This window comes from Mesorhizobium sp. M1312, from assembly GCF_040318115.1.
In the GTDB taxonomy this organism is placed as follows: domain Bacteria; phylum Pseudomonadota; class Alphaproteobacteria; order Rhizobiales; family Rhizobiaceae; genus Mesorhizobium.
In genome coordinates, this window is the sequence record NZ_JAMYLQ010000002.1 from 445,258 (window position 1) to 463,422 (window position 18,165).

The window sequence follows — 18,165 nt, forward strand, 5'->3', positions numbered from 1 at the left end:
ATCAGCCCGGATCGACCCCGTCATGCCGTCTTGACGTATTTCCGCCAGCTGTGTTCCGGGCGGAACCCGAGCACATCCCGCGCCTTGCGGTTCGAAAGCAGCGTCTCGTACTCGCCGAGCTCAACCTTGACCGGCACGTCGGGATAAAACCGCCTCAAGAGTTCGGCCGTCGGCAGATCGGACGAGGTGTCGTCATTGGCGGCGTTGAACACCTGATAGCCGAGCCCGTCCTTTTCGACGGCGCGCAGCGTGATCTGGCCGAGGTCGCGCGCATCGATATAGCTCCAAGCGATCCGTTTTCGGAAACCCGGATCGGCGAACCAGTTCGGGAACAGCGAATATTCATGCGGCTCGATGACGTTGCCGATGCGCAAGGCGTAGACGTCGATGCCGCTGCGCAGCGCGAAGGCGCGCGCCGTCTTCTCATTGACGATCTTGGACAGCGCATAACTGTCCATGGGATCGACATCGTATTCCTCGTCGAGCGGGAAATGCGTCGGGTCGCGCGGCTCGTTGGCGAAGACCAGCCCATAGGTCGTCTCGCTGGAAGCGATCACCAGCTTGCGGATGCCGAGCTTCACCGCAGCCTCGATGACATTGTAGGTGCCGAGCGCGTTGATACGGAACACCTCGTTGTCGGGCGTGATCATGATGCGCGGGATGGCCGCGAAGTGCACCACGGCATCGACCGGCTGGGCGCGCAGCGACGGGTCGAATTCATGCAGGCCCATATAGCTCGACAGTGCATTGAACACCTGCCCGCTGTCGGTGATGTCGGTGATCAGTGTGCGCACCTTGGGATTGTCGAGCGGCTTGGTGTCGATGTTGAGCACCTGGCATCCCTGCTCGACCAGATACTGCACGACATGACGCCCGGCCTTGCCGCTGCCGCCGGTGAACATGATCCGCTTCGTCATTTTGCTCTCCACATTCCCCAAGATTCATGTGTATTGTCAGACAATATCGAACTCCGCAATCGCCTGCCACCGCCTGCGGCGAAAACCCGCTGCAACAATTCGCCTGCCAAAGTGCAGCGCCGTCATCGAGACCGCAACACAGGATTACACGCCATGAACACCACCGCCGCGAGCGAAAAGATCGGCTTCATCGGACTTGGCTTGATGGGACACGGGATCGCGAAGAACATCGTCGACAAGGGCTATTCCCTAACGTTTCTCGGCCGCAAGAACCGCGCTCCGGCGGAAGACCTGCTCGGCCGGGGTGCGGAGGAAGCCGCGACCTCGCGCGACGTGGCAGTGGCATCTGATATCGTCTTCATCTGCGTCACCGGCTCGCGCGAGGTCGAAGCCATCATCCGCGGGCCCGGCGGCCTCAAGGAAGGCCTGAAGAAGGGTTCGGTGGTTGTCGATTGCTCGACGTCGGACCCGACCTCGACGGTAACGCTTGCCGCCGAACTCAAGGCGCTCGGCATCGACTATGTCGATGCCCCGCTCAGCCGCACGCCGAAGGAGGCGTGGGAAGGCACGCTCGATGCCATGGTCGGCGCATCCGACGCGGTCTTTGCCCGGCTGAAGCCGGTGCTAGAGACCTGGGCCGGGCGCATTGTCCATATCGGCGACACTGGCGACGGCCACCGTATGAAGCTGCTCAATAATTTCATCTCGCTGGGCTATGCGGCGATCTATTCCGAGGCGCTGGCGCTGGCCGAGAAGGTCGGCATCTCGCCGCCGCGCTTCGACAGCGTCATCCGCAACGGCCGCATGGATTGCGGCTTCTACCAGACCTTTATGCGCTGGACGCTGGAAGGCGACCGCAACGCGCACAAATTCACCGTCGCCAACGCCTTCAAAGACCTCACCTATCTCGAGTCGATGGCGGGTGCTGCCGGCATCGCCAACCCGCTTGGCAATGCCGCGAAGAACGCTTTCGCCGGCGCATTCGCCGCCGGGCCCGCCGATCAGTATGTGCCGATGCTGGCGACGCATATCGGCAAGGTCAACGGCGTCGACCTGACGCCAAGCAAGGATGGGAAGAAACAGACGATTTGAGGCGATAAGCGGCAGGCGCTGTCGGCGAAGCTGCCGATCTCCCCCCTTGCGGGGGAGATGCCCGGCAGGGCAGAGGGGGGTGCTGTCCCTCCGACCTGTCAACCCATCGCAGCCACACCCTCAGGCTGTTTCGGTAGGAAATGGCTGAAGTCGAAGTTGGCGATCCTTCCCACCCCCCTCTGTCCTGCCGGACATCTCCCCCGCAAGGGGGGAGATTGGACGTCACTTCGGCTTTCGCCAATCGCCAACGTAAGTCAGGGGCAGGCAGCGCCAGCCTTGGTGCATGAAATCACCGCCGCGACCGCCCGATAACCTCGTCGGTGTTGGCGAGCAGCCTGTGCACAGCACTCCTCGCCGCCACCGGACGCCTGAGCCTGATGTTCTTCTCGATCGCCTCATGCAGCGCCTGCGCCCGAGGCTGGTCGCTGGTTTCGCGGGTGACGAAAACGAAGAGATGATCGAGTGCGGATTCTATCAGCACGCCGAGCGGCACCAGGAGGTCGTTGCCCGAGGCTCGCAGGATGGCGAGATGAAAACGCGTGTCGGCGCGGGTGCGCTCTTGCAGCGTAGCCGCCTCCCCCATCTCACGGCAGGCCTGGCTGATCTCGGCCATCTGCTCGTCGCTGCGCCGGATCGCGGCAAAGGCGCTGGCTTCCGGCTCGATGATATGACGGAACTCCTGCACGGTTCTGAGGAACACTTCGCGGTCGGGCGACGTCGCGTACCAGGCCAGCACGTCGCGATCGAGCAGGTTCCAGCGCTCCTTCGGCTCGACCCAGCTGCCGATCTTGGGGCGTGAGGCCAGCAGGCTCTTGGCCATCAGCATCTTGATCGCCTCGCGAACCGCCGAGCGGCTGACGTTGAAAGTGTCGGACCATTTGGCTTCATTGGGCAGGATGGTTCCCGGCGGATAGTCGCCGCGCACGATCCTGAGGCCGATCTCGTTGGCCAGCGACGCATGCACGCTCGATCCGGGGATCAGCGCCGCGTCGGTACGGCGCGCGCCGGGCGGACGGGCAGCCTGTGCCTTGACCTTGGCCCGTGCCTTGACCGTGGCCCCTGCCTTGACCGTAGTAAGTCGCTTTTTCGATCTTGCGTCCGACATCCATGTTCCCCGGCACAGGCTGAACTCAAGGCGCGGCAAAGCAGGAGCGGTTCGCCCCAGCAATTTCACCTCGTAGGTTTTCGTGAACCGGTGTGACGGGGCGCCCGGCGAGCGGACGCCCCGAAAACTGCGAACCTACTTCTGGATGCAGGTATCGACCGTGTCCTTGGTGCACTCGTCGAGACCGGTGAAGACCGGATCGGCGACGGGCTTGCCTTCGATCAGGTCGATCATCACCGAAGGTGCCTTGTAGCCCATCTCGAACGGCCGCTGGCCGACCAATGCGGTCACCAGACCCTCCTTGGCAATGGCCACCTCGTCACCGATCGTATCGGCCGCACCGATGACGAACTCGTTCTTGGCGATCTTATCGGCCATCGGCTTGAACAAGTCGCGATAGGGCTGCGGCGCGCCGAACAGCGGCCAGCCGCCCATGATGCCGAACGCGTCAAGATCGGGATTGGCGGCGAGAATATCGGTCATCGCCTGCACGCCCTTGGCGCCGTCGTCATTGGTGAACACCGGGCAACCGGCGACCTCGGTCCAGCCGCCCTCGCCGGCGAGCGCCGGGAGATCCTTCTGGCCGGAAAGCGCGTCGCGCATGCCCTGGGCGCGGCGCAGGATATTGTCAGCCGCCGGATTGCCCTCAATGGTGCAGATCTTGCCACCCTCCGGCTTGCCCTTCTTGATGTACTCACCGATCTTGTAGCCCATCAGGTAGTTGTCGGTGCCGAGATAGGTCTTGCGCAGCGCCGCATCTTCCTTGCTGAGGTCGGCGTCGAGCGTCATGATTGGGATCGACGGATTGGCACTTTTGATCGTTTGCGCGATCAGCGGCGCGTTGGACGGCGAAATGGCCATCGCCACTGTGTCCGGTTTGCTCAGCATGTCCTGAACGATCTGGGCTTCGCCGGCCTCGTCCGATGTCGACGCCGGGCCGGTGTAGAAGCATTCATACTCCGAGTTGGCGTTTTCCGAGTTCCATTTCTGGCAACCCTGGTTGATGGCCTCGAAGAACGGATTGTCGAGCCCCTTCACCACGATGACGAGCTGTTTTTTGGCCATAGCCGGCCCGGCGCCCAACGCCAGCATGGCGACGGCAGCGAGCAATAGTGATTTCCTCATTTCAGTCCTCCCTTGAAACAGACGGACACGGCGTGCCCGCCACACAGACCAGCCCGGAAGCCCGATGACAGAGGTTCGTTTCGCGAGCGCTCGTGTCGCCAAGCCGGGCCGATAAGTATTTCCAGATGCGATCGCAGACCAGCGCGATATGGACGCTGCCAGATCCTCAACCGATAAACCTCCGCCGATCCCGCCCAGCGCACCGGGACAGGAGATCGGCATAATCTCCTCCGACGCCTAGCTAATATCGGCTTGCGACCGACGTCAATTGCTATTTGTCCTACAAAACGGATTTTTCGAAAGAAGCCGCTGTTGACGGCAAGGGGGCATGTGCGTAAATGGGCGAAAGCGCTGTTCCCGGGAGGGGCTGGGAAGAGCGAGGGCCGCGGCAGAACCGCAGGCCGGAAGCACGGGGAGGAAGCAGTCTGGTGTCGGTTCTCGAACTCGCCAACATCTCGAAACATTTCGGCGCCATCCAGGCGGTCAACGACGTTTCGCTGTCGATCGAGGCCGGACAGGTGGTCGGCCTGATGGGCGACAACGGCGCCGGCAAGTCGACGCTGGTCAAGATGATCGCCGGCAATTTCCGCCCGAGCCACGGCACGATGCAGATGGACGGCAAAGAGCTGATCCTGCACAAGCCGGTGGAGGCACGCCAGCACGGCATCGAGATCGTCCATCAGGATCTGGCGCTGTGCAACAATCTGACGGCCGCCGCCAACGTCTATCTCGGCCGCGAGCTGCGCCGCGGCGTCGGGCCGTTTCGCATCCTCGACTACGCCGCGATGTACAAGCGCGCCGGCCAGATTTTTGCCGTGCTGAAATCCGAAACCCGCCCGCGCGACTTGGTCAAGCAGATGTCGGGCGGCCAGCGGCAAGCGGTGGCGATCGCCCGCACCATGCTTTCGCAAGCCAAGATCGTGCTGATGGACGAGCCGACGGCGGCGATCTCGGTCCGGCAGGTCGCCGAGGTGCTGAATCTGATCCGTCATTTGCGCGACCAGGGGATTGCGGTCGTGCTGATCAGTCACCGCATGCCTGATGTCTTTGACGTTGCAGACCGCGTCATCGTCATGCGGCGCGGCCGCAAGGTTGCCGACAAGACGATCGCGTCGAGTTCGCCCGAGGAAGTCACCGGGCTTATCACCGGCGCCATCGAACAGGTTTGATGCCAGCCGGTTTCACCACGCAAGCAGATAAAGGTCGACGATGGCAGTAACTCTTGACCAGACGATCGCGCAGAAACAGCACACTTTGCTGACCAGGGTGTTTGCCAGCCAGACTTTCTGGGTGGTGATCGCGGTCATCCTCGCCTGCCTGTTCCTGTCCGTCGCCACGGATTCCTTCGCCACGACGAAGAACCTCTACAACATCACCCGCAACGTCACCTTCGTCGCCATCGTCGCGCTCGGCATGACTTTCGTCATCATCACCGGCGGCATCGACCTTTCGGTCGGTTCGGTGCTTTGCCTGTGTTCGATGGTGCTGGCGGTGACCATGCATGCCGGCTACGGCATCGAGATCGGCATTGCCGCTGCAATCGCGACAGCGCTGGTCATCGGCGCCTTCAACGGCATCTTGATCGCCTATCTCGGTTTTCCGCCGTTCGTGGTGACGCTCGGCATGCTGTCGATCGCGCGCAGCCTTGCCATGGTCGCCTCCAACAACACCGTCGTCTTCCAGTTCGGGCCCGATCACGACAAGCTTCTGGCGCTGGGCGGCGGCGCCTTTGTGTTCGGCATCGCCAATCCGGTGCTCTACACGATCGTGCTGGCGCTGATCACCGGCTTCGTCCTGCGCTGGACGAAATTCGGCCGGCACATCTTCGCCATCGGCGGCAACGAGCATGCGGCGACGCTGACCGGCGTTCCGGTGCGCCAGATCAAGGTCGCGGTCTACATGATCTCGGCGCTGGCGGCGGGCATTGCCGGCATCATCCAGACCGGCTGGCTTGGGGCCGTCACCACCAATCTTGGCAACGGCATGGAGCTTCAGGTCATCGCCGCGACCGTCATCGGTGGCGCCAACCTGGCCGGCGGCATGGGCACGGCGTTTGGCGCCGTCGTCGGCGCGGCGCTGATCGAAGTGATCCGCAACAGCCTCGGCCTGCTCGGCATCAATGCCTTCTGGCAAGGCGTGTTCATCGGCAGCGCCATTCTGCTGGCGGTCCTGTTCGACCGGCTCCGCAATTTCAGGCGCAACGAATAGGCCGCAGGTCACGAGCGCTATTCGTTTCCCTTGCTATCGCTCAGTCTGAAAATCGGCCGCTACGGCCCATGACGGGCCCCAGGCGTGCGCATGTGCCTTGACGCAGGCCCGGACTGAGCCGCACTATCCCCATTGCAGGCGAAGGGAGGCCAGTCGCCTGCGGGAGGATATACCCATGACGGAAGCGATCAGGCTCTACTGGGGCCGGTTCGGACATGTTTCTGTCCTGAACGTCGCCAGCGACTTCGTCACCCATGCCCATGTCGAGGCGCATATTATCATCTGGCTGGAAGGCACGGCCGGCGAGATGACCATCGGCCGCGAGACGGTGCGGCTTGGACCCGGCACCGCTGCCGGCATCAATTCCTTCCAGCCGCACAGCCACGCTTTGTCCCGCGACGGCCGGCCCGGCCTGTTCCTCGCCTTCTACATCCATCCGGACTGGGCGCGCCGGCGCCGCGACCTGCCGTCCGCCGCGCCGCTATTTTCAGCACCGGCGATCACATTGGAGCCCTGGCTGCACAAGGCGGCAGCCAACCTTCTCGACCATCTCAGCGACAATGAGAGCATCGACGACATCGCCAATTACGAGATCGAGCGCTTCATCGACAGCGTGCTCGACGCCGCCGACGCCTCGGCACCGCAAGTGGCACGCGCCCGCGTCCACACCATGCAGGATTTCCGTGTTCGCAAGGCGATCCAGCTGATGAAGGCCAATGTCTGCGAACGCATCTGCTTCGACGATGTGGCGCGCAGCGTCGGCCTGTCGCGGCCGCATTTCTTCGCGCTGTTCAAGGAACAGACCAATCTGACGCCCAACGTCTACTGGAACACGCTGCGCATGGAGGAAGCAGTGCGGCAGTTGCAATGGTCGCAGGAGCCGCTGATCTCTGTCGCCTGCAATCTCGGCTTTACCACGCAGGGCAATTTCTCGCGCTTCTTCCGCGATCATGTCGGCGTTCCGCCGACACTCTATCGCGAGGCGGCGCGGGCGATTTCCTGAACCATTTTCAGACTTATTGATAGGCGTTCAAGACGCATTGATAAGCGCCGCCGGGCTCGCCGCCCTACCCTCGCGATATTTGCAAGGGAAGCATCATATGGCGAAAGTCACTATCTCCAGCGTCATCGACGCACCGGTCGAAAAGGTCTGGGCGCGCATACGCGACTTCAACGGCCTGCCGAACTGGCACCCGCGCATGGTCGAAAGCTATATCGAGGACGGCAAGGATGCCGGCACGATCGGCTGCGTGCGCAATTTCGAGCTCGCCAGCGGCGCCCGCATCCGCGAAAAGCTGCTCGACTTCTCCGACGAAAACTTCCTCGTCAGCTACTCTATCCTGGAGACGCCGCAGCCGCTCACCAATCACAAGGCAACGCTGCAGTTGCGGAGGGTGACCGACGGCGACCGCACCTATGCCGAATGGACCGCCAACTTCGATGCCGCTCCCGAGGAAGCCGACAAATTGGCCGAGAGCATGGGCGCCAACGTCTTCCAGGGCGGTTTCAACGCTTTGAAAAGTCATTTCGCCGGCCAAAGTTGAACTGAATGGGCTGACAAACAGGAGCGTTCCATGGCGCTTGCACTGCAGACTTTCTCGACGGTGACGGACGCGAATGCGGCGCTGAAAGCCGCCGGCACCCGCTATCTCGGCGGCGGCACGCTGGTCGTGCGCGCCGCCAATGAAGGCGATGTCTCGGTCTCCGGCCTCATCAGGTCGACCGCAGCGGCGCTGTTGGTCATCACTGTTTCCGCCGGCAAGGTCCGCATCGGCGCTTCGGTGACCATGGCGGCGATCGCCCGTCACCCGGATCTCTCTTCCCTCGCCCACGCCGCGCGCGCCGTCGGTGGCCCGGCGATCCGCAACATGGCGACCGTCGGCGGCAATCTCTTCGCCCCGGCGCCCTATGGCGATTTCACCGTGGCGCTGCTGGCGCTGGACGCAACCGTCAGCACCGAGGACGGCGACCTACCGATCGAAACCTTCCTGGCAAGACGAGAAAGCAATCACGCCATCGTCACCGCGGTCGGCTTCAGCTTGCCAGTGGACGGCGGCTTTCGCTTCCTGAAAGTGTCGAGGGTCAAGCCGAAGGGCGTCTCCGTGCTGAGCATCGCCATTGTGCTGGAGCAGGAGCGTGACGGGACCGTTTCTTCAGCGCGGATCGCGCTTGGCTGCATGGCCGACCGTCCGATGCGTGCGACTGCGGCGGAGAAGGCGTTGCTCGGCAGGAAGCTCACCAGCGACGGCATCGCCCCGGCGCTGGCTGTCGCGAGCGACGGCACCTCGCCCGTGACCGATCCGATCGCCAGTACCTGGTATCGCAACGAAGTCCTGCCGGTCCATCTCGGCCGGCTTTTGCTCGCCTGAAATACCCTTTGGGGAGCGCGGTTGCCCGCACGGCAAGCGCGCAAGGAGGAAAACATGGCAAAGGTCCCGGTTCAGTTCACGCTCAACGGTGCGGAAAAGGCCGAATTCATCGACAGCGGCACGACGCTGCTCAACGCACTGCGCGACAAGATCGGCGACACCTCGCCGAAAGGCGGCTGCCACCAAGGCACATGTGGCGCCTGCTCGGTCATCATCGACGGCGAGCTCCGGCTCTCCTGCCTGACGCTGGCCGAGACCTGCAACGGTGCGGCCATCACCACGACATCGGGGCTTTCGGAAGGCGGTGTGCTGCATCCGCTGCAGCGCGCCTTCCTCGACGCCTTCGCCACCCAATGCGGCTTCTGCACGCCGGGCATGATCATGGCCGCCAAGGTGCTGCTCGACCACACGCCCAACCCCAGCCGCGACGAGGTAGTCGAGGCGCTGTCGGGCAACATCTGCCGCTGCACCGGCTACGAGCCGATCATCCAGGCGGTGCTGACCGCCGCGCGGTCCAATTCGCAGAACGCGGCTTGAGGGGAGTAAAAAGATGGAACTCCGCAAAGGTTACTTCGCCGACCAGCGCAAGGACGATCTGCACGAGATCGGCCAACCCCGTCCGCGTTCGGACTCACCCGGCCACGTCACCGGCAAGACCGCCTATTTCGCCGACCGCAATTTCCCCGGCATGCTGCATCTGAAGATGGTGCGTAGCCCGCACCATCACGCCCGCATCCGCAGCATCGACATATCAGAGGCGGAAAAACATCCGGGCGTGGTCAAGGTGCTGACCACCAAGGATGTGCCGCACAATGTCTACACCATCCTGATCCTGATCCAGATCGGGCCGGAGGACGAGACGGTGCTGGCCGACGGCAAGGTGCGCTGGAAGGGCGAGGCGGTGGTGGCGGTGCTGGCAGAGACCGAGCGTGCCGCCCAGGAGGCCGCCGCCAAGGTCAAGGTCGATTACGAGGTGCTTCCGGCCGTCTTCGACATGGAGGAAGCGCTGAAGCCCGGCGCGCCGATCGTGAACGAATATCACGGCCAGAACTATTACCTCTACGACAGCGGCGAATGCCGCAAGGTACGCTTCGGCGATGTCGAGGCCGGCTTCGCAGGGGCCGACCACGTGCTTGAACAGACCTACCAATCCTCGCCGATCGAGCATGCCCCGACCGAGACGACCGGCTGCATCGTCGCGCCGGAGGGCAACGATCGCTTCACCTGCTACACCAACACGCAGGCGATGTTCTTCACCCTCGACAATGCCTCGATCATCCTGCAGATGCCCGGCAACAAGCTGCATTTCGTCGGCGGCACCGTCGGCGGCGGTTTTGGCGGCAAGGTCGACGTCATTGTCGAGCCGATCGCCATCCTCGGCGCCAAGCTGACCGGGCGACCGGTCTCCTTCATCTACAGCCGCAAGGAGGAGATGCAGATCTCCTCGCCGCGCGCCGCGGAAAAGGTCGTCATCAAGGACGGCGTCATGAATGACGGCCGCATCGTCGCCCGGAAAGTCACCGGCTACACCGATGCCGGCGCCTATTCGCGCCATTCGCCCTATGGCGCGCAGAAGGGCGCCGGCCACTATCCCGGCCCCTACACGATCCCGAATGTCTGGATCGACACCTACTGCGTCTACACCAACCGCACCCCCTCCTCCGCCATGCGCGGCTTCGGCGTCACGATCGGCGATTTCGCGCTGGAGGTGCAGATGGACAAGCTGGCCCGGCTGATCGGCATGGATCCGCTCGAATTCCGCTTCATCAACGCCTACCGCGACGGCGACATGAAGGCGCACCGCCAGCCGACCGAGGGCGCGGCGCTGATCGAGTGCATGCAGGAAGCGTCGCGCGTCGCCAACTGGCCGGTGGCGGAAAAGTACCTCTCTATGTCGTCCTACGCGAAGGGAAATTGAGATGGCGATCAGGCGCGGACGCGGCGTCGCCGCAATCAACTATCCGACTGGCATGAACCTCGGCGGTGACCCGACCCAGGCGCTGGTGCATTCGACGCCGACCGGCAATTTCATGGTGACGCTGTCGAGCGTCGATCTCGGCCAGGGCATGAAGCAGATCATGGCGCAGATCTGCGCCGAGACGATTGGCGTGCCGACCGACCGCGTCGTCGTCGACACCGCCGACACCGATACCGGCCCGCATTGCATGGGCACCTTCGCCTCGCGCGGCACGCACCGCGCCGGCAACGCCGTCATCCAGGCGGCCAGGGAAGCCCGCCAGGTGATGCTGGAAGTGGCGGCCGAGGAACTGGAAGTGAATGCGTCGGACCTCGAGACCGACGGCCAGGGCAACATCCTGGTCAAGGGCGCGCCGCAGAAATCAATCTCGATCTTCGATGTCGCGCTGTCGGCGCATTTCAAGCGCGGCCGCTCGATTTCCGGCCGCGGCATGTTTCTCATCCCGCGCTCGTATCCGGAGAAGGAGACCGGCGCGATGAAGCCGTCGACCTGCTACGCCCATGCCTGCACGGTGGCGGAAGTCGAGGTCGACGACGAGACCGGCGAAGTCACCGTGCTGACCGTCAAGAACGTTTTTGAGATCGGCCGCGCGCTGAACCCGAAAATGGTCGAGCAGCAATTGGTTGGCGGCTCGTGGATGGGCATCAGCCATGCGCTCTACGAGACGACCGAACCCTATTATCCCAATCGCGATCATGGCGGCACCGACTTCAACCAATATCTGATGCCGGGACCGGGTGATCTTGCGCAAACCGAGATCATCGTGCTGGAAAGACCCTCAGCCGACGGCCCGTACGGCGCCAAGGGGCCAGGCGAAATGTGCGCCAACCCGCAGATCCCGGCGGTCGCCAATGCTGTGTTCGACGCGGTCGGCGTGCGCATCGACACGCTGCCGATCACGCCGGAACGCATCCTGCGCGCGTTGAAGGCGCAAGCCCCGAACTGAGTGTTGGAAATGCCCAAGAGAAGCGCCGAGACTGTCGCGACCTCGCCGGAGGCGGTGGCGTCGCACCTCGCCGCCTCGCGCTATCTGGCCGATGAAAGCCTGGCGACTGCCGTCTTCCTGGCGATCCGGCTGGGCAAGCCGCTGCTGCTCGAAGGCTCGCCGGGCGTCGGCAAGACGGAAGCGGCCAAGGCGATAGCTGAAGTGCTCGGGCGCGACCTCGTGCGGCTGCAATGCTATGAAGGCATCGACGCTGCGCATGCGCTCTACGAATGGAACTACCAGCGCCAGCTGCTCGCCATCCGCCACGCCGGCGAGCATGAGGTCGACATCTATGACGACCGTTTCCTGATCGCGCGGCCGCTGCTGCAGGTGCTAAAGGCGCCGGAAAAGCGCGTGCTGCTGGTCGACGAGATCGACCGTTCCGATCATGAGTTCGAAGCGCTGCTGCTGGAGTTTCTTTCCGATTTCCAGATCAGCATTCCTGAGAGAGGCACCATCCGCGCGACGGCGCAGCCGATCGTCATCCTGACCTCGAACCGCACCCGCGAACTGGCAGAGGCGCTGCGACGGCGCTGCGTCTATCACTGGATCACCTATCCCGACGCCGAGCGCGAGGCCGCCATCATCATGCTGCGCGCCGGCGACGTCGCCGAGGCAACCGCACGCGCCGTGGCTGCTGCCGTGCGCGACATCCGCGCCCGTCCGCTGGCCAAGCCGCCCGGCATTGCCGAGGCGGTCGAATGGGCCAATGCCGCGACCATCCTCGAGAAGGGCGGCAGCCCGTGGCCGGAAGCTTTTCGCCGCGCCATCGGCGTGCTGATCAAGGACGAGGAGGATCTGTCCTACATCGCGCCCGAGCTCGGCCGGATCGTCGAGGAAGCATTGGCGTGAGCGCCGTGGCCCTGCCCCGCGCGGCTGCACCCTTGCTCGGCTTTGGCCGGCTGCTGCGCCGCTATGGCTTTCCGGTGGCGCCGGAGCAGGTGTCAGGCTTCATGCAGGCGGTGACGCTGCTCGGGCCCCGCTCGATGGCCGATATGCACGAAGCCGCCCTCGCCACGCTGGCACCGCCGCCCGACCGCCGCGACGAGTTCGAGGCGCACTTCCAGAGCCATTTCTACGGCAACACCGCGGCCTTAGCCGAAGGCGAGACCGACGAGGAAATCCGCATTAAGGACGACGGCGGCACCCGCGATGAAGAGAGCGAGGTGGCGCGCCAGGAGAAAGGCGGCGAGCTCTCGTCCGGTGCCGAACAGTTGAGCGCCCGCGACTTCCAGCGCGACGGCGACGGGCTTGCCGCCTTTCGCCGCAAACTCGCTACTGCCCTGCCCGCCCGCCGCTCCTTCCGCACCATGCGCACGCATACGCGCGGCAAGCTCGATCTGCGCCGTTCGCTCCGCGAAATCGTCAGCGCCGACGGCGATATACCATCGCCGCTGCTGCGCCGAAGGCAGACCGTGCCGCGCAAGCTTTTGCTGCTGATCGACGTGTCCGGCTCGATGAAGCTGCACACATCGGACTATCTCAAACTGGCCCATGCGGCGGTGCAAGGCGCGGACCGGGCTGAAATTTTCACCTTCGGCACGCGACTGACCCGCATCACCCCGGCGCTGCGCATTCGCGACCGAGACCAGGCTCTGGCCCGCGTGGCAGCACTGGTCGATGACTGGGATGGCGGCACGCGAATGGGACCGACGCTGCTCGCCTTCCTGTCGGTGCCGCGCTTTTCCGCCTTTGCACGCGGGGCGGCGGTCGTCATCCTGTCCGATGCGCTGGAGCGCGGCAACCATGCCGAGCTGGAAATGGCGATGGGCCGGCTGAGTTCCCGCGCCTTCCGTCTCTCGCTGGCGACGCCGCTGGCCGGCGATCCGCGCTTCCGGCCGGCCACGGCAGCACTTCGCGCCATCCTGCCGGTGCTCGACGATCTGATCGATGGCTCGTCGATCTCGGGTCTCGCCGATTTCATTCTGTCGCTCGCCCGCCCTGCCCCAGCGGCCGCAGCAATCTGGAAGAGGGTTTCATGATGCAGAAGGCGATCGACGCGCATTTCCACATCTGGCGCCGAGAGGATCAGCCCTGGCTGCGCGGGCCGATGGTGCCGCGCATCTTCGGACCCTACGAGCCGATCCGCCGCGACTACCCGATCGACGAATTCCTCGCCGACCAGCAAGGCTCTGGCGTCGAGAAGGCGGTCTACGTCCAGACCAACTGGGCTAAGGAGGATTTCGAGACCGAAGTCGCCTTCCTGCAGAAAACCGCCGACGAAACCGGCTGGCCGCACGCCATCGTTGGCTATGCCGACATGACGGTCAACGATGTGCGCCATCAGATCGACCGGCTAGTAAAATACAAGCTGCTGCGCGGCGTGCGCATGCAATTGCACTGGCACGAAACGCCGGCCTTCCGCTTCGCCGCCTGCCCCGATCAGGTCATCGACCCGAAGGTGCGGGCCAATGTGGCGCGGCTGAAGGACTATGACCTGTCCTTCGACCTGCAGCTTTTCCCGGCCCAGATGAAGGACGGCCTGACGCTTGTCGGCGAAAATCCTGAGACCGATTTCATCCTCACCCATGCCGGCATGCTGACCGACATGTCGGAGGAAACCACGGAAGCCTGGAAAGCCGGCCTGCGCACGCTTTCAGCAGCACCCAACCTCTACGCCAAGCTCTCCGGCCTCGGCACCTTCGTCCACCGCAACGACCCGGCATTGATCGCCTATATCGTCGACAACGCGATCGACATCCTCGGCAGCGAGCGTCTGATGTTCGGCTCGAATTTCCCAATCGAGAAACTATGGACCAGCCACGCCGAGCTGATCAAGGCGCACCGGGAGGCGGTGGCCAAGCATGGTGCGGCAGCAGAGGCGGACATCTTTTGGAACACTGCGGAGAAGGTATATCGGCCGGTGTAGCGCGGCGTTTCCTTTCGCTCCTTCACGTCAAACGTTTGATTCTTCGAGCGAACAAACGTCGCTGATGCACGGCCGCGCAATAATTTTTTCGCTCCGCCGGCACAGGACGGACGGGATAAGCTCAATTAATGTCTTCGACTGCCGTCGATTTCAGTTCCGCGGAAAATGGCCTGAAACCTCGGCGCCCGCGGCTGGCGGCAGCGCCAGGAAGCGGAACGAGGTCGCGAGCCCGATAGCGCCGATCGCCAGGAAGGCGAGGCGGAACTCGACGAGGTCGAGCGCCGGCCCGCCCTCGCGATCTGCGACAGGTTGAGCAGTGCCGCCGCGACCGCGACGCCGAACAGCATCGCCACCTGCTGCAGCATGCTGGACAATGTCGCCGCCGAACTGCGCTGCGATGAAGCCACGTCGGCGAAGGCTAGCGTGTTGAGCGCGGTGAACTGCATCGAACGCGACAGCCCGGCGATCAGCATCAGCGCCACCACCAGCGCTTGCGGGGTCTGCGGCGATATCGCGTGCGCAGGCCAGGATCGACAGCGATGCGATCACGCCGTTGACGACCAGCACCGAACGGAAACCGAAGCGCCTCAGCGTCGGCGTCGTCAACGTCTTCATGCCGAGATTGCCGAGGAAATAGGCCAGGATCAGCATGCCGGCATCGACGGGTCTCAGGCCGAATCCGACCTGGAACAGCAGCGGCAACAGGAACGGCGTGGCGTTGATGGCGACCCGGAAAATGGTGCCGGCCGACAGCGTCGATATGGCGAAAGTCTGTACCTTGAATGCCGTGAGGTCGAGCAGCGGATTTTTGGCGCGCGCCAGATGACGCACGGCCAGCCAGCCGACCAAGGTGCCGGCGACAAGCAGCGCTACGGTCGGCATGGCGCCGTCTTCCGGATGCGCGATGCGCTCGAGGCCGTAGAGCATTGAGGCGAGCCCGACCGAGGTCAGAAGAAAGCCCGGCCAGTCGAGCGGCCTGGTTTCGGAATCGCGGTCGCCGGGAATGAAGCGGGCGACCAGTGCCAGGCCGGCCAGCCCGAGCGGAATGTTAATGAAGAAATTCCAGTGCCAGGAGAGATAGGTGGTAATGAAGTCGCTTATCTCAACGCCCTCGACATCCAAGCGCTTGATATAACCGAGGCGGAGATCATCGAAGCGGTCGAGGCCGGACTGGTGGCGCAGGGCAAGGGCCAGACTGTGATCGAGCAGCGCGTCCATCTCGAGCCGGACCCGTCCTTCAACGGCCATTTCAATGTCCTGCGCGGCTACGTCGCGCCGCTCGATGCGGCCGGCGTCAAGATCGTCGGCGACTATGTCGACAATTACCTGCACGGCCTGCCGTCGGAGTTCGGCATCCTCAACCTGTTCGATCCGCGCACCGGCACGCCGCGTGCCATCCTCGACGCCACTGTGATCACCGACATGCGCACCGGCGCCGTCACCGCCATCGGCGCAAAACATCTGGCGAACAAGACGTCCAAGGTTTTCGGCCATGTCGGCGCGCGCGGCACCGCCTACTGGAACGTGCGCCTGCTCGACCATCTCTTCGACTTCGACGAGATCCGCGTGCATTCGCGTCGACCGGAAAGCCGTGACGGCTTTGCCGCCAAGCTGTCCGCCGATCTCGGCAAGAAGGTTACAGCCGTCGCCGACTGGCGCTCCTGCGTCGATGGCGCCGATATCGTCATCGAGGCCTCGCGGCTGCCGGAACCGCAGCCGCTTCTCAAGACCGAATGGATAAAGCCCGTCGCGCTGGTGGTGCCCTATGGCACGATGAGCGCGGTGGAATTGTCGTTGACCGACATCATGCAAAAGATCGTCGTCGACGACTGGGGCCAGTGCAAGGGCGGTAAACTCGGCTCGCTGCGCGCCCATGTCGAGACCGGACGCCTGAGCGAACAGACGCTGCACGCCGAACTTGGCCAGATTGCCGCCGGTCTAAAGCCAGGACGCCAGAGCGACGACGAGACGATCCTGTTCTGGCATCGCGGCCTGTCGCTCTCCGATATCGCGCTGGGCAAGGCGATCCTTGCCAAGGCGCAGGCGCAGGGCATCGGCCAGCGGCTGCGCTTCGCATGAGTGCGCTCATCCTCACCGGAGCCGGCGTCAGCGTCGAGGATGTCGCGGCGGTCGCCCGTGACGGACGCAGGGTCGAGGTGGCATTCACTGTCATCGGAAAACTGGAGAGGGCGCGAAAAGTGCTCGACCGCGCCGCCGCTTCTGGTCAGCCGATCTATGGGTTCAACACTGGGCTCGGCGCCAATCTCGGCACATCGGTCAGCGGCGACGCAGCGCCTTCCAGCGCCAGTTGCTGGATGGCCGCAGCGGTGCCGTGGGTGACGTGCTGCCGCAAGACATCGTGCGCGCGACGATGCTTGCCCGAGCGGCGATGTTTTCGGCCGGCGGTTCGGGCATTTCATCAGAGGTTTTCGTCACGCTCACCGACGCGCTCAATGCCGGCGTGCATCCGGTGATGCCGTCGCTGGGCTCGATCGGCGACAGCGACCTGGTGCTGATGGCAACGCTTGGCCTCATGCTGACCGGCGACGGCGAAGCCGATTTTCAGGGCCGGCGCATGCCGGCCGCCAAAGCGCTGGCGATGGCCCGCCTCGCCCCCGCCAGCCTCGCCCCCAAGGACGGGCTGTCGCTGATAAGCGCTTCGGCGGTGTCCGCCGGCAGCGGCGCGCTGGTAGTGGTCGACGCACTGTCCGCCTTCGCGCAACAACAGCAGGCGGGCGCGCTGACGATGGAAGGCATCGGCGCCAATCAGACGATCCTCGACCCGCGCTTGCAGGCGGCGCGACCAGCCGCCGGCCAGCAGCAGGCCGCGCAAGGCTTGCGCGACCTTCTGGCACGCGACGAGACGCCGGCGCCGACGACTTTGCAGGACCCGCTGTCGATCCGCTGCGTGCCGTCGATCCATGGCGCACTGTTGCAGGCAATCGATCAGGCCAGGCAAGCCGTCGAGATCGAGCTCAACGCCGCCGCTGACAACCCGCTGGTGCTGAGCGACGACGACATGGTGCTGTCGACCGGCAATTTCCACACCCCGTCGCTGTCGCTTGCCTTCGAGACGCTTGGCCTTGCTATCGCCCAATGTGCGGCTGCCTGTGCCGCCCGCTTCATCCAGCTCACCGGCTCAGGCCGCAACGGCCTGCCCAAATATCTGTCGCCGGTCGGCGGTGCTTCGGCCGGCTTCGTGCCGCTGCAACAGACGGTGAGCGCTATCCTCGTCGCCATCCGCCACAAGGCCAACCCGGTGATGCTCGACTTCCTGCCGGTCTCGGAAGGCGTCGAGGATCATGCGACGCAAGCGCCGCTGGCCGTTTCGAAATGCGCCGAGATGATCGTGCTGTGGCAGCGGCTGATCGCCTTCGAACTAATGGCCGCTGCCCAGGCCGTCGACCTGCGCGACGGGCTGACGCTGGCCGGCCACAGCCGCAATTCACGCAGCCGTGCGTGCCCTCGTCGCGCCGCTTAGGGAAGACAGAGCGCTGGGTATTGACGCCGAGGCGCT

16 protein-coding genes and 2 pseudogenes are annotated in these 18,165 nt (G+C 64.1%); 14 read left to right on the forward strand and 4 right to left on the reverse strand.

Annotated features, from left to right (window positions below):
• Positions 1–20 precede the first annotated feature (20 nt).
• The gene (locus NKH36_RS04820) at positions 21–917 is read right to left on the reverse strand and encodes an NAD-dependent epimerase/dehydratase family protein (protein WP_352960509.1); all 897 of its coding nucleotides are present in this window, start codon (positions 915–917) and stop codon (positions 21–23) included.
• Between the two features lie 153 nt (positions 918–1,070).
• Between NKH36_RS04820 and NKH36_RS04825 the strand changes: the two genes are divergently transcribed.
• Positions 1,071–2,009: an NAD(P)-dependent oxidoreductase gene (locus NKH36_RS04825; protein WP_352960511.1), complete on the forward strand. Its 939-nt coding sequence runs from the start codon at positions 1,071–1,073 to the stop codon at positions 2,007–2,009.
• A 289-nt stretch (positions 2,010–2,298) separates the two neighbouring features.
• Here the strand turns inward: NKH36_RS04825 and NKH36_RS04830 are convergent, their stop codons facing one another.
• A complete protein-coding gene (locus NKH36_RS04830) occupies positions 2,299–3,114 on the reverse strand; it encodes a FadR/GntR family transcriptional regulator (RefSeq protein WP_352960513.1) in 816 nt (271 codons plus the stop codon).
• 135 nt (positions 3,115–3,249) lie between these two features.
• On the reverse strand, positions 3,250–4,239 hold the full coding sequence (locus NKH36_RS04835) for a sugar-binding protein (RefSeq protein WP_135935564.1): 990 nt from the start codon (positions 4,237–4,239) through the stop codon (positions 3,250–3,252).
• Positions 4,240–4,667: 428 nt separating this feature from the next.
• On the opposite strand from NKH36_RS04835, the gene NKH36_RS04840 reads away from it, so the two are divergent.
• The 11 genes from NKH36_RS04840 (at position 4,668) to NKH36_RS04890 (ending at position 14,648) form a co-directional block, all read left to right on the forward strand.
• The gene (locus NKH36_RS04840) at positions 4,668–5,408 is read left to right on the forward strand and encodes an ATP-binding cassette domain-containing protein (RefSeq protein WP_029351636.1); all 741 of its coding nucleotides are present in this window, start codon (positions 4,668–4,670) and stop codon (positions 5,406–5,408) included.
• Between the two features lie 40 nt (positions 5,409–5,448).
• Entirely contained in the window at positions 5,449–6,447 is a 999-nt protein-coding gene (locus NKH36_RS04845) for an ABC transporter permease (protein ID WP_352954780.1), read from the forward strand.
• A 175-nt stretch (positions 6,448–6,622) separates the two neighbouring features.
• Positions 6,623–7,450: an AraC family transcriptional regulator gene (locus tag NKH36_RS04850; protein WP_352960516.1), complete on the forward strand. Its 828-nt coding sequence runs from the start codon at positions 6,623–6,625 to the stop codon at positions 7,448–7,450.
• A 97-nt stretch (positions 7,451–7,547) separates the two neighbouring features.
• Complete coding sequence (locus NKH36_RS04855) at positions 7,548–7,991, forward strand: SRPBCC family protein (protein ID WP_352960518.1); 444 nt, start codon at positions 7,548–7,550, stop codon at positions 7,989–7,991.
• A gap of 30 nt (positions 7,992–8,021) precedes the next feature.
• Positions 8,022–8,816: an FAD binding domain-containing protein gene (locus NKH36_RS04860; protein WP_352960520.1), complete on the forward strand. Its 795-nt coding sequence runs from the start codon at positions 8,022–8,024 to the stop codon at positions 8,814–8,816.
• A 21-nt stretch (positions 8,817–8,837) separates the two neighbouring features.
• A complete protein-coding gene (locus NKH36_RS04865) occupies positions 8,838–9,353 on the forward strand; it encodes a (2Fe-2S)-binding protein (protein WP_352960522.1) in 516 nt (171 codons plus the stop codon).
• A 13-nt stretch (positions 9,354–9,366) separates the two neighbouring features.
• The gene (locus NKH36_RS04870; protein WP_352960524.1) at positions 9,367–10,734 is read left to right on the forward strand and encodes a xanthine dehydrogenase family protein molybdopterin-binding subunit; all 1,368 of its coding nucleotides are present in this window, start codon (positions 9,367–9,369) and stop codon (positions 10,732–10,734) included.
• Position 10,735: 1 nt separating this feature from the next.
• Positions 10,736–11,740 (forward strand): xanthine dehydrogenase family protein molybdopterin-binding subunit, encoded by a 1,005-nt coding sequence (locus NKH36_RS04875; RefSeq protein WP_352571738.1) that lies wholly within the window; start codon positions 10,736–10,738, stop codon positions 11,738–11,740.
• Positions 11,741–11,749: 9 nt separating this feature from the next.
• Positions 11,750–12,631 carry an AAA family ATPase gene (locus NKH36_RS04880; protein ID WP_352960527.1) on the forward strand — a complete coding sequence of 294 codons (882 nt, stop codon included), beginning with the start codon at positions 11,750–11,752 and terminating at the stop codon, positions 12,629–12,631.
• The gene (locus NKH36_RS04885; RefSeq protein ID WP_502911962.1) at positions 12,628–13,761 is read left to right on the forward strand and encodes a vWA domain-containing protein; all 1,134 of its coding nucleotides are present in this window, start codon (positions 12,628–12,630) and stop codon (positions 13,759–13,761) included. Before NKH36_RS04880 ends, NKH36_RS04885 begins: the two co-directional genes overlap by 4 nt.
• Entirely contained in the window at positions 13,761–14,648 is an 888-nt protein-coding gene (locus NKH36_RS04890; RefSeq protein ID WP_352960661.1) for an amidohydrolase family protein, read from the forward strand. Before NKH36_RS04885 ends, NKH36_RS04890 begins: the two co-directional genes overlap by 1 nt.
• Positions 14,649–14,798: 150 nt before the next feature.
• Here NKH36_RS04890 and NKH36_RS04895 read toward each other — a convergent pair.
• Positions 14,799–15,743: pseudogene (locus NKH36_RS04895) on the reverse strand (MFS transporter); the annotation flags it as partial.
• Between NKH36_RS04895 and NKH36_RS04900 the strand changes: the two are divergent.
• Positions 15,726–16,727 carry an ornithine cyclodeaminase family protein gene (locus tag NKH36_RS04900; protein ID WP_352960663.1) on the forward strand — a complete coding sequence of 334 codons (1,002 nt, stop codon included), beginning with the start codon at positions 15,726–15,728 and terminating at the stop codon, positions 16,725–16,727. The pseudogene NKH36_RS04895 and the gene NKH36_RS04900 sit on opposite strands and share 18 nt — an antisense overlap.
• A pseudogene (locus NKH36_RS04905) lies at positions 16,724–18,129 on the forward strand (aromatic amino acid ammonia-lyase). The gene NKH36_RS04900 and the pseudogene NKH36_RS04905 overlap by 4 nt, the downstream one beginning before the upstream one ends.
• The last annotated feature ends 36 nt before the right edge of the window (positions 18,130–18,165 follow it).

What these genes read in the sequence shown, in the direction of transcription:
- NKH36_RS04855 (WP_352960518.1), top strand. Translation starts at nt 7,548, where the DNA reads ATGGCGAAAGTCACTATCTCCAGCGTCATCGACGCACCGGTCGAAAAG.
- NKH36_RS04880 (WP_352960527.1), top strand. Translation starts at nt 11,750, where the DNA reads ATGCCCAAGAGAAGCGCCGAGACTGTCGCGACCTCGCCGGAGGCGGTG.
- NKH36_RS04890 (WP_352960661.1), top strand. Translation starts at nt 13,761, where the DNA reads ATGCAGAAGGCGATCGACGCGCATTTCCACATCTGGCGCCGAGAGGAT.
- NKH36_RS04870 (WP_352960524.1), top strand. Translation starts at nt 9,367, where the DNA reads ATGGAACTCCGCAAAGGTTACTTCGCCGACCAGCGCAAGGACGATCTG.
- NKH36_RS04845 (WP_352954780.1), top strand. Translation starts at nt 5,449, where the DNA reads ATGGCAGTAACTCTTGACCAGACGATCGCGCAGAAACAGCACACTTTG.
- NKH36_RS04835 (WP_135935564.1), bottom strand. Translation starts at nt 4,239, where the DNA reads ATGAGGAAATCACTATTGCTCGCTGCCGTCGCCATGCTGGCGTTGGGC.
- NKH36_RS04860 (WP_352960520.1), top strand. Translation starts at nt 8,022, where the DNA reads ATGGCGCTTGCACTGCAGACTTTCTCGACGGTGACGGACGCGAATGCG.
- NKH36_RS04820 (WP_352960509.1), bottom strand. Translation starts at nt 917, where the DNA reads ATGACGAAGCGGATCATGTTCACCGGCGGCAGCGGCAAGGCCGGGCGT.
- NKH36_RS04830 (WP_352960513.1), bottom strand. Translation starts at nt 3,114, where the DNA reads ATGTCGGACGCAAGATCGAAAAAGCGACTTACTACGGTCAAGGCAGGG.
- NKH36_RS04825 (WP_352960511.1), top strand. Translation starts at nt 1,071, where the DNA reads ATGAACACCACCGCCGCGAGCGAAAAGATCGGCTTCATCGGACTTGGC.
- NKH36_RS04875 (WP_352571738.1), top strand. Translation starts at nt 10,736, where the DNA reads ATGGCGATCAGGCGCGGACGCGGCGTCGCCGCAATCAACTATCCGACT.
- NKH36_RS04850 (WP_352960516.1), top strand. Translation starts at nt 6,623, where the DNA reads ATGACGGAAGCGATCAGGCTCTACTGGGGCCGGTTCGGACATGTTTCT.